General features: G+C 73.8%; 10 protein-coding genes. 4 read left to right on the top strand and 6 right to left on the bottom strand.

Annotated elements, in window-relative coordinates; all coding sequences use genetic code 11:
- Window positions 1–11 precede the first annotated feature (11 nt).
- Window positions 12–1493 (bottom strand): APC family permease, encoded by a 1482-nt coding sequence (locus ACFVQZ_RS27240; RefSeq protein WP_383626914.1) that lies wholly within the window; start codon window positions 1491–1493, stop codon window positions 12–14.
- Window positions 1494–1653: 160 nt separating this feature from the next.
- On the opposite strand from ACFVQZ_RS27240, the gene ACFVQZ_RS27235 reads away from it, so the two are divergent.
- Window positions 1654–3429 carry an NAD+ synthase gene (locus tag ACFVQZ_RS27235; RefSeq protein WP_030497293.1) on the top strand — a complete coding sequence of 592 codons (1776 nt, stop codon included), beginning with the start codon at window positions 1654–1656 and terminating at the stop codon, window positions 3427–3429.
- Here the strand turns inward: ACFVQZ_RS27235 and ACFVQZ_RS27230 are convergent.
- From ACFVQZ_RS27230 to ACFVQZ_RS27220, 3 genes are all read right to left on the bottom strand, one after another.
- Window positions 3395–4642, bottom strand: a complete 1248-nt coding sequence (locus ACFVQZ_RS27230) for an MFS transporter (RefSeq protein WP_383626910.1) — start codon at window positions 4640–4642, stop codon at window positions 3395–3397. The two genes, ACFVQZ_RS27235 and ACFVQZ_RS27230, sit on opposite strands and share 35 nt — an antisense overlap.
- 118 nt (window positions 4643–4760) lie before the next feature.
- Window positions 4761–5792, bottom strand: a complete 1032-nt coding sequence (locus ACFVQZ_RS27225) for an endonuclease/exonuclease/phosphatase family protein (protein ID WP_383626907.1) — start codon at window positions 5790–5792, stop codon at window positions 4761–4763.
- Between the two features lie 256 nt (window positions 5793–6048).
- On the bottom strand, window positions 6049–6261 hold the full coding sequence (locus tag ACFVQZ_RS27220) for a TetR-like C-terminal domain-containing protein (RefSeq protein ID WP_383626904.1): 213 nt from the start codon (window positions 6259–6261) through the stop codon (window positions 6049–6051).
- Window positions 6262–6359: 98 nt separating this feature from the next.
- On the opposite strand from ACFVQZ_RS27220, the gene panB reads away from it, so the two are divergent.
- The 3 genes from panB to ACFVQZ_RS27205 all read left to right on the top strand — a co-directional run bounded on the left by panB (window position 6360) and on the right by ACFVQZ_RS27205 (window position 9340).
- The gene (panB, locus tag ACFVQZ_RS27215; protein ID WP_383626901.1) at window positions 6360–7223 is read left to right on the top strand and encodes a 3-methyl-2-oxobutanoate hydroxymethyltransferase; all 864 of its coding nucleotides are present in this window, start codon (window positions 6360–6362) and stop codon (window positions 7221–7223) included.
- A gap of 270 nt (window positions 7224–7493) precedes the next feature.
- Window positions 7494–8486, top strand: a complete 993-nt coding sequence (locus ACFVQZ_RS27210; RefSeq protein WP_030497298.1) for an ATP-binding cassette domain-containing protein — start codon at window positions 7494–7496, stop codon at window positions 8484–8486.
- The gene (locus tag ACFVQZ_RS27205; RefSeq protein ID WP_383626897.1) at window positions 8483–9340 is read left to right on the top strand and encodes an ABC transporter permease; all 858 of its coding nucleotides are present in this window, start codon (window positions 8483–8485) and stop codon (window positions 9338–9340) included. Before ACFVQZ_RS27210 ends, ACFVQZ_RS27205 begins: the two co-directional genes overlap by 4 nt.
- A 9-nt stretch (window positions 9341–9349) precedes the next feature.
- Here ACFVQZ_RS27205 and ACFVQZ_RS27200 read toward each other — a convergent pair whose 3' ends face one another.
- A complete protein-coding gene (locus ACFVQZ_RS27200; protein ID WP_383626895.1) occupies window positions 9350–12631 on the bottom strand; it encodes a BTAD domain-containing putative transcriptional regulator in 3282 nt (1093 codons plus the stop codon).
- Between the two features lie 90 nt (window positions 12632–12721).
- Window positions 12722–12907 (bottom strand): hypothetical protein, encoded by a 186-nt coding sequence (locus tag ACFVQZ_RS27195; RefSeq protein ID WP_030498106.1) that lies wholly within the window; start codon window positions 12905–12907, stop codon window positions 12722–12724.
- Between the last annotated feature and the right edge of the window lie 11 nt (window positions 12908–12918).

Here is a 12918-nt window from a genome sequence, read left to right as displayed (position 1 = left end):
GGGGTCAGACGTCAGGGAGTGCCGGAAGGTTCCCGGTGGTCGGGGTGGACCCACTCGGGTTTGCGGTACCGGAGGAGGAGGGCGGGGATGAGGAGGCCGAGGACGAGGAGGCCGCCGCCGACGATCAGCAGGTAGCGCCAGAGGGGTTCGCCGTCGAACTGGTCGGGCGGGACGAAGCCGATGGCGAGGGCGAGGACGGAGGCGACGAAGCCGACGGAGGCGACCCAGGTGACGGCGGGGACGCGGAATCCGCGCTCCACGTCCGGCTGGGTGCGGCGGAGCCGGACGACGGCGACGAACATGAGCAGGTAGGCGATCAGGTAGATCTGCACGGTGATGACGGAGAACATCCAGTACGAGCTGGAGACGGAGTCGCTGAAGGCGTACAGGACGCCGATCAGGGTGGTGATGACGCCCTGGGCGACCATGACGGCGGTCGGGGAGCCGGCCTTGTTGAACTTCTGGAAGGCGGGCGGGAGGTAGCCCTCCTGGCGGGAGAGCAGGACGAGGCCCTTGGCGGGGCCGGCGAGCCAGGTGAGCATGCCGCCGAGGGCGGCGCAGACCAGCATGACGCCGACGACCCGGGTCATCCAGCCGATGGAGAAGTGCGCGAAGAAGGCGTCGAAGGCCTGCATGAGCCCGGCGGTGAGGCTGAGCTGTGCGGCCGGCATGACCCAGGCGATGGCGAGGGCCGGGAGGATGAAGATCAGCAGGACGAGTCCGGTGGCCAGGAACATCGACCGGGGGTACTCGCGGCGGGGTGCGCGCAGCGAGGAGACGTGGACGCCGTTCATCTCCATGCCCGCGTAGGACAGGAAGTTGTTGACGATGAGGACGAGGCTGGCGAGGCCGGTCCAGGGCGGCAGCCAGTGGTCGGCGGTCATCGGCTGGGCGGAGGGGTTGCCCTGGCCGAGGAAGACCATGCCGAGGGCGACGAGGAGGACGCCGGGGACGAGGGTGCCGACGACGAGGCCGAAGGAGGAGAGTCCGGCGATGGCGCGGGTGCCGCGCGAGGAGATCCAGACGCCGGACCAGTAGACGGTGACGATGACGATCGCGACGTAGAGGCCGTTCTCGGCGAGCGAGGGGTCGATGACGTACGCGAAGGTCGAGGCGACGTAGGCGAGCAGGCTCGGGTAGTAGGCGATCGTCATGGCGAACTGGCACCAGACGGCGAGGAAGCCGAGCGGTTTGCCGAGGGCCTCGCTGACCCAGCGGTAGATGCCGCCGGACCAGCCGGAGGCGAGTTCGGCGCCGACGAGGGCGGTGGGGAGCAGGAAGACGAGGGCCGGGAGCAGGTAGAGGAAGACCGCGGCGAGTCCGTAGAGGGCCATGGTGGGCGCGGGCCGCAGGGAGGCGACGGAGGCCGTGGTCATGAAGGCGAGGGTGAGCCAGGAGATGAACTGGCGCCGGGTGCCGTCGTCCTGGCGGACCGCCGCGTCCTCGGGCGTGGCGGGCCGGGCCGGTTCCGCCGGGTCGTCAGTGGTCGTCATGGGGTCATGATCATGGCGCCGGGCGTCCTTCGCATGTCGGGGCGAAACGGTTCACCGGGTGAGGGCGAGGCCGGTCCGGAGGGAGGGGAAACGGTTCATCGGTGGGCGCCCGGCCCCGTTCCCAGGACATAGCGTCGGTCTGACGATTAGAGTGGGTGGTGTGCATCGACTTCGCCTCGCGCTGAATCAGATCGACTCGACCGTCGGGGACGTCGCCGGGAACGCCGGGACGATCGTCCACTGGACCCGGCACGCCGTCGAACAGGGCGCGCACCTCGTCGCGTTCCCGGAGATGGCGCTGACCGGCTATCCCGTCGAGGACCTGGCCCTGCGGCCGTCCTTCGTCGAGGCCTCCCGGGCGGCACTGTCCGCGCTCGCGCGGCGGCTCGCCGACGAGGGGCTCGGCGAGGTGCCGGTGGTCGTCGGCTACCTGGACCGCACCGAGCGCGCGGTGCCCCGGCTCGGCCGCCCGGCCGGCTCGCCGGAGAACGCGGCGGCGGTGCTGCACCGGGGCCGGGCCGTGCTCCGCTTCGCCAAGCACCACCTGCCGAACTACGGCGTCTTCGACGAGTTCCGCTACTTCGTGCAGGGCGACACCCTGCCGGTGCTGCGGGTGCGCGGGATCGACGTGGCGCTCGCGATCTGCGAGGACCTGTGGCAGGAGGGCGGCCGGGTGCCGGCGGCGCGCAGCGCCCGGGCCGGGCTGCTGCTGTCGGTGAACGCCTCGCCGTACGAGCGGAACAAGGACGACACCCGGCTGGAGCTGGTCCGCAAGCGGGCCCAGGAGGCCGGCTGCACGACCGCGTACCTGGCGTCGACCGGCGGCCAGGACGAGCTGGTCTTCGACGGGGACTCGATCGTGGTGGACGCCGCGGGCGAGGTGATCGCGCGGGCCCCGCAGTTCACCGAGGGCAGCGTGATCCTCGACCTGGACCTGCCGGCCGCCGACCCGGACGCCCCGGCGCCGGGGACGGTGGTGGACGACGGGCTGCGGATCGACCGGGCGGTGCTCGCCGGGGAGGCCGGCGAGCCGGTGGAGCCGTACGAGGCGGAGCTGACGGGCGGGTACGCGCAGCGGCTCGACGACGACGAGGAGGTCTACTCGGCGCTCGTCATCGGGCTGCGCGCGTACGTCGCGAAGAACGGTTTCCGCTCGGTGGTGGTCGGCCTCTCCGGCGGCATCGACTCGGCCCTGGTCGCCGCGATCGCCTGCGACGCGCTGGGCGCCGACCGGGTGCACGGGGTGTCGATGCCGTCGAAGTACTCCTCGGAGCACTCGAAGGACGACGCGGCGGAGCTGGCCCGCAGGACCGGGCTGCACTACCGCACGGTGCCGATCGGGCCGATGTTCGACGCGTACATGGCCGCGCTCCCGCTCACCGGGCTCGCGGAGGAGAACCTCCAGTCCCGGCTGCGCGGCACCACCCTGATGGCGATCTCCAACCAGGAGGGCCACCTCGTCCTCGCCCCCGGCAACAAGTCGGAGCTGGCGGTGGGCTACTCGACCCTCTACGGCGACTCCGTCGGCGCCTACGGGCCGATCAAGGACGTCTACAAGTCGGACGTCTTCCGGCTGGCGCGCTGGCGCAACCGGGCCGCCGAGGAGCGCGGCCAGACCCCGCCGATCCCGGAGAACTCGATCGCCAAGCCGCCCAGCGCCGAGCTGCGCCCGGGCCAGGTGGACACCGACTCGCTGCCGGACTACGAGGTGCTGGACCGGATCCTCGCCCTGTACGTCGACGGGGACGAGGGCACGGACGCGATCGTGGCGGCCGGCTTCGACCCGGAGCTGGTGGCCCGGACGCTGCGGATGGTGGACGCGGCGGAGTACAAGCGGCGCCAGTACCCGCCGGGCACCAAGATCTCGGCGAAGGGCTTCGGCAAGGACCGCCGCCTGCCGATCACGAACCGCTGGCGGGAGACGCCGGCGCCGTGACCGGCTCCCGGCCGGCCCGGGGGCCTCGCGCGACGACGTGCGAGGTCCCCGTCGCGTTCCCCGTACGGTCCTCCCGGCGGTCGAGGAGGCCGGCTGCGGCGGCGATCGCCAGGCCGGCGGCGGCGAGGGCGGCGCCGACCAGGGCCGGGGAGGTCCAGCCCCAGCCGGCCGCGATGGCGGCGCCGCCGGCCCAGGCGCCGCCCGCGTTGGCGAGGTTGAAGGCGGAGTGGTTGGAGGCGGAGGCGAGGGTGGGGGCGTCCTTCGCCTTCTCCATGACGAGCATCTGGAGCGGGGTGGTCGTCATGAAGCCGACGGCGCCCAGCACCACCACGGTGACCAGGGCGAGCCAGGGCACGTGGACGGTGAAGCGGAAGGCGACCAGGGTGACGGCGAGCGCGGCGAGCGAGCCGTACAGGGTGGGGCGCGGAGCGCGGTCGGTGAGCGGTCCCGCGGCGAGCGCGCCGGCCGTCATGCCGATGCCGAAGAGGGCGAGGACGACCGTGACGGTGGACTCGCCGAAGCCCATCACCTCGGTGGTCATCGAGGCCAGGTACGAGTAGACGGCGAAGACGCCGGCGAAGCCGAAGACGGCGGTCAGCAGGCCGAGCAGCACCTGCGGGCGGCCCAGCGCGCGGAGCTCGCGGCCGAGGCCCTGGCGTCCGTCGACGGGGAGGTCGGGGACCAGCCGGGCGAGGGCGGCGAGCGAGGCGAGGCCGATGACGGCGACCACCAGGAAGGTGGCCCGCCAGCCGAGGTGCTGGCCGAGGAGGGTGGCCGCGGGCACGCCGAGGATGTTGGCGACGGTCAGGCCCAGGAACATGGTGGCGACCGCGCGGGCCTGCCGGTCCGGACGGACCAGCCGGGCGGCGACGACGGCGCCGACGCCGAAGAAGGCGCCGTGCGGGAGCCCGGCGAGGACTCGCCCGGCGAGCAGCCAGCCGTAGCCGGGGGCGAGCGCGGAGGCGAGGTTGCCGACGGTGAAGAGGGCCATCAGCAGGAGCAGCATCCGCTTGCGGGGGACGCGCGAGCCGAGGGCGGTGAGCAGCGGGGCGCCCGCGACCACGCCGAGGGCGTAGGCGGAGACGAGGTGGCCCGCGGTGGGGACGGTGGTGCCGAGGTCGCCGGCGACGTTGGGCAGCAGGCCCATCATGACGAACTCGGTGGTGCCGATGCCGAAGGCGGAGATGGCCAGGGCGAGCAGGGCCACGGGCATGGGTGGGAGACCCTTCCGGATCCGAGGATTGTTTCCTTACAAAACAAATTCTCGCAGACGGCCGGGTATTCCTGGCTTCGGGGGGATGAAGAACAGGTTTCGCCTGTCCTTCGGAGGGTCAGAACGCGACGCGGGCGGCAAGCGGCAGGTGGTCGCTGCGCGTCTCCGGCAGCGCCCAGGACGCGACCGGCTCCACGCCGCGGACCAGGATCTGGTCGATCCGGGCCATCGGGAAGGACGCCGGCCAGGAGAAGCCGAAGCCGTCGCCGGCCGCGCCCTGGGTGGAGCGCAGCTGGGCGGTGACGGCGTTGAGGGAGCGGTCGTTCATGGTGCCGTTGAGGTCGCCGAGGAGGACGATCCGCTGGGCCCGGTCGTTCGCGATGGCCGCGCCGAGCGCGTCGGCGCTGGTGTCGCGCTGGCTGGCGGTGAAGCCGGCGTCGAGGTTGACCCGCACGGACGGCAGGTGGGCGACGTACACCCGCAGCTCGCCCTGGGGGGCGACGACGGTGGCCTGCATGGCGCGGGTCCAGCCCATGTGGATGTCGACCGGGCGCGGGTCCCGCAGCGGCAGCCGGCTCCACAGGCCGACGGTGCCCTGGACGGAGTGGTACGGGTACCGCTCGGCGAGCTCCCGCTCGTAGACCGGCACCATGTCGGCCTTCAGCTCCTCCAGCGCGAGGACGTCGGCGCCGGAGCCGGCGAGCTGCCGGGCGGTGCCGGCCGGGTCGGGGTTGTCGGCGTTGACGTTGTGGGTGGCGACGGTGAGGTCGCCGCCGCCGGACGACTTGTCGGCGACGAGCCCGCCGAAGAGGTTGAGCCAGACCACCGCCGGGAGCAGCAGCGCGATGAGCGCGGTGGCGGAGCGGCGCAGCAGCGCGAGGAGCAGCAGGACCGGGACGAAAAGGCCGAGCCAGGGCAGGAAGGTCTCGGTGAGGCTGCCGAGGTTGCCGACCCGGTTGGGGATCTGCGCGTGGAGGGCCATGAGGAGGGTGAGGGCGACCGCGCAGACGGCCAGCAGGATGCCGCGCCGCCAGATGCCGGGGTCGCGGCGGAGGCGGGCGAGGCGACCGAGACGGCCGGGCGCGGCACCGGAACGGCCGGAGGGTCCGGGACGCCCGCCTCCCGTTCCGCCGTGCTCCGTTCCCGTCATGTCCACCCGCGTCATCGCTGCCCTCGCTCGCCTTGCCGTGCCGTCGTGCCGTCCGTGCTCCGAGACCCGGACCCGACCCTAGGCGATGCCGGGGCCCGCGCACTCCCCCAAGGACGGACGCGGCGTGTGACGGGGTTCCGGTTACGGGCCGGAACGGGCCGGCTGTGACAGAACACGCACATTCGTACGGATCCCGGCGGGGCGGGCCCCCGGGGCCCGTCCCGGGGCGGCCGGGTCGTCCCGAGTCGCCCCGCGGTCAGTCCCGGGGCCGTACGCCGTCGAGGACGGTGTCGGCGACGCGGGCCGGGAAGTCGGGCGACAGGTCGGCGTCGGGCTGGAGGACGGTACGGAGCAGGAGCGGGCCGACGAAGAGGTCGTTGACCAGCTCCAGGTCCAGATCGGCCCGCACCTCGCCCTCGGCGACGCCGCGCCGGAGGACCTCGATGCCGACGTCTGTGAAGAGCGCCACGCCGCCCCACTTCCCCGCCCGCCCGGCGAAGTGCCACCATGGACGTGGTCCGGGGACGCCGTCAGGGCGCCTCGAGATGACGAAGGAGCCGTTCCACCATGACGCTTCAGGCTGCCTCGAAACAGCCCGCCGACGGCACGAAGACGCTGTACGGCGGCAAGGGCTCGCGCCGCCTCACCGTCCACGACATCGCCGCCGCCAAGCTCCGCGGCGAGAAGTGGCCCATGCTCACCGCCTACGACGCCATGACCGCGTCCGTCTTCGACGAGGCCGGCATCCCGGTGATCCTCGTGGGCGACTCCATGGGCAACTGCCACCTCGGCTACGAGACCACCGTGCCCGTCACCCTGGACGAGATGGCCATCCTCTCGGCGGCCGTCGTCCGCGGCACCCGGCGCGCCCTCGTCGTCGGCGACCTGCCCTTCGGCTCGTACCAGGAGGGGCCCGTCCAGGCCCTGCGCAGCGCGACCCGCCTCGTCAAGGAGGCCGGTGTGCAGGCGGTCAAGCTGGAGGGCGGCGAGCGGTCGCTGCCGCAGACCGAGATGCTGGTCCAGGCCGGCATCCCCGTCATGTCGCACCTCGGCCTCACCCCGCAGTCCGTGCACACCCTGGGCTACCGGGTGCAGGGCCGGTCCGACGAGGCCGCGCACAAGCTGCTGCGCGACGCCAAGGCCGCCCAGGACGCGGGCGCCTTCGCGCTCGTCCTGGAGCTGGTCCCGGCCGAGCTGGCGGCCGAGGTCACCCGCTCGCTGCACATCCCCGTCATCGGCATCGGCGCCGGCCCGGACACCGACGCCCAGGTCCTCGTCTGGACCGACATGGCCGGCCTGACCGGCGGCAAGGTGCCGCGCTTCAGCAAGCAGTACGCGAACCTCCGCGAGACGCTCGGCGACGCCGCCCGCGCCTTCGCCGAGGACGTGGCCGGCGGGGCCTTCCCCGCCGAGGAGCACACCTTCCACTAGGCCGTTTCTTTCGGATCAGGCCGGATCAGGGAGCGGCGTCTGGTGCGTGCGATCGCAAGGCGGAGGAGGGAGTCCATGCGGAGCATCGGCGACCGACGACAACGCGGCGAGCGCGCGTGCCAGGCGTCGCGAGCCCGGCATGATCCGGAAGAGACGGCCTAGGCGCGCCCGCCCCCTCGCGCACCCCACCGACAGCCCGCCGACAGTCCCGTCGGCGGGCTGTCGGCCGTCTGTCGGCGGGCTGTCGGTGGCGGCCTGTTCCATGGGGGCATGACGCGATCACAGACCAACGCCGTCGAGGTCCGGGGCCTCGTGAAGCACTTCGGCGAGACCAGGGCGCTCGACGGGGTCGACCTGGACGTCCGCGAGGGCACCGTCCTCGGGGTCCTCGGGCCCAACGGCGCCGGGAAGACCACCCTCGTCCGCTGCCTGTCCACCCTGCTCGTCCCGGACGCCGGGACCGCCGTCGTCGCCGGCTACGACGTGGTGCGCCAGCCCCGCCAGCTGCGCCGCACCATCGGCCTCACCGGCCAGTACGCCTCCGTCGACGAGAAGCTGTCCGGCTTCGAGAACCTGTACATGATCGGCCGGCTGCTCGACCTGTCCCGTGCGGACGCCCGCCGCCGCGCCGACGAGATGCTGGAGCGCTTCTCGCTCACCGAGGCCGCCAAGCGCCCCGCGATGAACTACTCCGGCGGCATGCGGCGCCGCCTCGACCTGGCCGCCTCGATGATCGGGCAGCCCGCCGTGCTCTACCTGGACGAGCCGACCACCGGCCTCGACCCCCGCACCCGCAACGAGGTGTGGGACGAGGTGAAGCGGATGGTGTCCGAGGGCGTCACCGTCCTCCTCACCACCCAGTACATGGAGGAGGCGGAGCAACTGGCGAGCGAGCTGACCGTCGTCGACCGGGGCCGGGTCATCGCCCGCGGCGAGGTCGACGAGCTCAAGGCGAAGGTCGGCGGCCGGACCCTCAAGGTCCGCCCGGTCGACCCGGACCAGCTCCCCGCGATGGCCGCCGCGCTCCGCGAGACCGGTCTCGACGGCGTCGCCGGCGCGACCGTGGTGCCCGACGAGGGCGCGCTGTACGTGCCGATCCTCACCGACCAGCAGCTGACCGCCGTCGTCTCGCTGCTCGGCGCGCGCGGCTTCGGCATCGCCCACATCGGCACCCATCTGCCCAGCCTGGACGAGGTGTTCCTGGCCATCACCGGCCAGAAGACCGCCGGGTCCGACGAGATCACCGAGGAGGTCGCCGCGTGAGCACGACCACGGTCACCAAGTCCCCCGCCGGCACCGCGGGTCCGGCGCCCGCGCGGCCGGTCCGCGCCGCCGCCGAGGGCCGCATCGGCCTGCGCGCCAACCTGCGGCACATCGGCGCGCTGGCCCGGCGCAACGCGCTCCAGATCAAGCAGGACCCGGAGTCGATGTTCGACGCCGTGCTCATGCCGATCATCTTCATCCTGCTCTTCGTGTACGTCTTCGGCGGCGCCATCGCCGGCAAGGGCAACAACGACGCCTACGTGAACTACGTGGCGCCCGGCCTGATGGCGATGATGGGCATGAACATCGCGATGGCCGTCGGCGTCGGCATCAACGACGACTTCAAGAAGGGGGTGATGGACCGCTTCCGGACGATGCCGATCGCCCGCTCCTCGGTCCTCATCGCCAAGATCGTCGTCGAGATCGGCCGGATGCTCATCGCCACCGCGATCCTGCTCGGCATGAGCTTCCTGCTCGGTCTGTCGATCCACACCTCGATGCTCCACCTGCTCGCCGCCATCGGCCTGTCGATGGTCTTCGGCGCCTCGCTGATGTGGATCTTCATCCTGCTCGGTCTGACGATGAAGACCGCGCAGGCGGTCCAGGGCATGGCGATGCTGGTCCTGATGCCGCTCCAGTTCGGCTCCTCGATCTTCGCGCCGACGACGACGATGCCCGGCTGGCTGGAGACCTTCACGGACTACAACCCGCTGTCCAACCTCGCCGACGCGGCCCGGAACCTGATCAACGGCGGCGCGGTCGCCCATTCCGTGTGGATGACGCTGGGCTGGTCGGTGGTCATCACCGTCGTCACGGCGCCGCTCGCCGTCTCCAAGTTCCGCAAGAAGACCTGACGCGCGGGGTCAGGACTCGGCGCGCTCACTGATCGCGTCGGCGGCGCGGCCGAGCAGGGCGGCGGCCTCCTCAGCGGAGAGGCCGCCGCCCTCGGCGTGCGCGGCGGCGAAGGCGTCCGGGCCGAGCGCCGCCCGGGCCAGTTCCGTCGCCCGCTCCAGGTTCTCCCGCTCCATGCCGGGCTCCCGGTGCCCGTCCGGCACGAGGGCGTCGCGCGCGCCGAGGAGCAGGGCCGCCGTCCGGGCCGACGCCCCGCCGAGCCCGGCGAGCGCCCACGCGCCGACGACCAGGTGGACCCCCGGCATCTGCGGCACCACCATCAGCGACAGCGGCCCCAGGGAGCGGTCGTACGCCTGGGAGACCCGGACGAGCGCGTCCGCGTACCGCTCCTCCAGGACGTCGAGCCAGGCCAGGACGCCGAGCGTGAAGCCCTCGAAGACGGACAGGGTCTCGCTGCTGAACTCCTCCATGAGGACGGTCAGGTGCTCCCGGGCCTCGGCGGTCCGGCCGGTCCTGCCCAGGGCGATCGCCAGGAACAGGCGGGCGCCGAGCTGCGCTTCGTGGCCGGTGGCGTGGTCGGCCAGGATCTTCCGCAGGATCGCCTCGCCCTCCTCGAACCGGCCCGCCTCGATGAGGGTGTCGGCGTACCGGGCCCGCAGCAGCTCCTGCTGCGACGGCGCCCCGATCTTCTCCGCGTAGCCGATGGCGGCGGCGAAGTCGCGGGAGGCCGCGTCGTACGCGAGCTGCCGCTCGTGCGCCTCGCCGCGGGCGGACAGCGCCTCGGCGGCGCCCCAGGCGTCCCCGAGCCGTTCGAACAGGGCCAGGCTCTCGTCGGCGTCCGCGATCGCCAGGTCGGCCCACGCGCCGCGGTTGGCCCGCATGTTGGCCCGCATCTGCAGGATGTGGGCGAGCTCCCAGTCGTAGCCGTGCCGGCGGCACGCCTCCACGGTGACGTCGAGGAGTTCGTGCAGCCGCTCCGGCTCGCCCATGATGAGCACCGCGAAGACCGCGAAGGATCCGGGGAGCCGGCAGGTCTGCGGCAGCCCGGGCCGGTAGACGGCGGTGATCTCGCGGAGCCGGTCCTGGCCCTCGGGGCTGGTCCAGCGGGCCGTCTCGTGGTCCATGTTGATCAGCTCGACGAGCCGCACCCCGCGCCGGGCCTCCCAGCGCTGCTCCTCCGGCAGCGGCGGCGGGGCGGCCGTGCACGGCTCGTGCAGCGGGACGACCGGCGCGGCCGGCGGGGTGAACGGGTCGGGGCCCAGCGCGGCGACGGCCCGGACCGACTGGAGGGCGTCGGAGCGCAGGTCGCGCAGCTGCCAGTACCAGAGCAGGGCGTGCACGAGGACCAGCGCCTCGTCCTCGTCGCGGCCGGCGACGGCCCGGGCGAGCGCGGTGCGGACGTTGCCGTACTCGGCGTCGAGCCGGACCATGGCGGCGAGCTGCCCGGAGCCGCGGAGCTCGGGGTCGGTGGTGCGGGCGAGTTCGCGGTAGTACGTGAGGTGGGCCCGTTCCGCCGCCGCCCGCTCACCGGCCTCGTCCAGCCGTTCCGCCGCGTACTCCGCCACCGTCTCCAGCAGCCGGAACCGCATCCCCCGCTCCTCCGGCGCCGCCACCACCAGCGACTTGTCCACCAGCGCACCCAGCACCCCCAGGACATCCAGCCCCTCCGGCCCCGCGCACACCGCCTCCGCCGCCTCCAGATCACACCCGCCCGTGAACACCGCCAGCCGCCGCAGCACCGCCCGCTCCGGCCCCTCCAGCAGCTCCCACGACCAGTCCACCACCGCCCGCAGCGTCTGCTGCCGCGGCAGCACCGTCCGCGCCCCCGACGACAACAACCGGAAACGATCGTCCAGCCGCGCCGCCACCTGCCCCACCGACAACACCCGCAACCGCGCCGCCGCCAGCTCGATCGCCAGCGGCAGCCCGTCCAGCCGCCGCACCACCTCCCGCGCCGCCCCCGCATCCTCCTCCACCACGAACCCCGGCCGCGCCGCCGCACCCCGCTCCCCCAGCAACCGCAGCGCCATCCCCTCCGGCAACGGCCCCACCGGCCGCAACCGCTCCCCCGGCACCCCCAGAGGCTCCCGGCTCGTCGCCAGCACCCGCACCCCCGCACACCGCGCCAGCACCACCTCCGCCAGCCGCGCCACCGCCCCCACCACATGCTCACAGTTGTCCAGGAGCAGCAGCATCCGCCGCCCGGCGCAGTGCTCCACCAGGCGGGTCAGGGGGTCGGCGGCCGTGCGCAGTTCCTCGGCGCCGGCGCCGCGGAGCACGGTCTCGCGGGCGCCGAGGGCGGCGAGGACGGCCTCGGGGACGGCTTCCGGGTCGCGGACGGGGGCGAGTTCGGCGACCCAGACGCCGTGCGGCCAGGCGGGCGCGGCCCGTTCGGCGGCTTCCTGGGAGAGCCGGGTCTTGCCGGCGCCGCCGGGTCCGAGGAGGGTCACGAGCCGGGCGGCCTCCAGGTCCTGGAGCAGGGCGGCGATGTCGTCCTCGCGGCCGACGAAGGAGGTCAGCCGGGCCCGCAGGTTGCCGGGCGCGGGGGCCGGGGCCGGCGCGGGGGGCGTGTCCGGGGCGAGCAGCCGCTCGTGGAGGGTGCGGAGTGCGGGTCCGGGGTCGGTGCCGAGGGCGTCGGCGAGCATCCGGCGCACCTCCTCGTACGCGGCCAGCGCCTCCGCCGTCCGCCCCGAGTCCCGCAGCGCCCGGATCCGCAGCACCTGCAACGGCTCGTCCAGCGGCCGGTCCGCGCACAGCGCCGCCGCCTCCGCCAGCACCTCACCCGCCCGGCCCAGCCCCAGCAGCGCGTCCAGCCGCCACCGCCGCGCCTCCAGCCGCCGTGCCTCCCACCGCGCCGCCTCCGCTTGCCGGTCGGGAAGGTCCGCCAGCACCGGCCCCGTCCACAGCCCCAGCGCCTCCTCCAGCAGCACCACCGCCCGCCCCGCGTCCCCCGCGACCAGCGCCGCCGACCCTTCCGCGACCAGCCGCTCGAACCGGTACAGGTCGACGTCCTCGCGGTCCGCGACCAGCCGGTAGCCGCCGTCGGCGGAGTGGACTTGGTCCCGGCCGAGCGCCTTGCGGAGCCGTCCGACCAGGGCCTGGAGGGCGCCCGCGGCGTCGGCGGGCGGCTCGTCGCCGGCCCAGACCTCGTCGGCGAGCACGGTCGCGGGCAGCGTCCGGCCGGGCCGCAGGGCGAGCGTGGTGAGCAGGGCGCGGACGCGCGGGCCGCCGACGGGCAGTTCGTCGCCGTCGGCGGTCAGCACTCGGGTCGGTCCCAGGAGGCAGTAGCGCACGGCCCCATTCTCCGCGAGGGACCGGCGCGCGCCGGGCGGCGGGGGGCGACGGCGGGCCGGCGGGGACGGCCGGGACGACGGCAGGGGAGGCTACGCGGAGGCGGCGGCTTCCTTCTCGGCCCTGGCGCGGCGGACGTAGTACCAGGCCATGTTGGAGGAGAGGCCGGCGAGGAGGACCCAGACGATGCCGACGAAGCTGCCGTTCACGAAGGAGATCACGGCCGCGGCGACGGCCAGGGCGCAGACCACGAGGGCGTAGAGGGCGAGACGGGGCATGGGGGTCGGCT

The organism is Streptomyces sp. NPDC057854 (genome assembly GCF_042797055.1).
Lineage (GTDB): Bacteria > Actinomycetota > Actinomycetes > Streptomycetales > Streptomycetaceae > Streptomyces.
The sequence above is the reverse complement of the archived record's forward strand: the minus strand, read 5'-3'. Positions and strand labels throughout refer to the sequence as shown.

Excerpts from the sequence above, each read along its gene's own strand:
- ACFVQZ_RS27225 (WP_383626907.1), bottom strand. The coding sequence starts at position 5,792 with ATGACGGGAACGGAGCACGGCGGAACGGGAGGCGGGCGTCCCGGACCC.
- ACFVQZ_RS27240 (WP_383626914.1), bottom strand. The coding sequence starts at position 1,493 with ATGACGACCACTGACGACCCGGCGGAACCGGCCCGGCCCGCCACGCCC.
- panB (WP_383626901.1), top strand. The coding sequence starts at position 6,360 with ATGACGCTTCAGGCTGCCTCGAAACAGCCCGCCGACGGCACGAAGACG.
- ACFVQZ_RS27210 (WP_030497298.1), top strand. The coding sequence starts at position 7,494 with ATGACGCGATCACAGACCAACGCCGTCGAGGTCCGGGGCCTCGTGAAG.
- ACFVQZ_RS27195 (WP_030498106.1), bottom strand. The coding sequence starts at position 12,907 with ATGCCCCGTCTCGCCCTCTACGCCCTCGTGGTCTGCGCCCTGGCCGTC.
- ACFVQZ_RS27230 (WP_383626910.1), bottom strand. The coding sequence starts at position 4,642 with ATGCCCGTGGCCCTGCTCGCCCTGGCCATCTCCGCCTTCGGCATCGGC.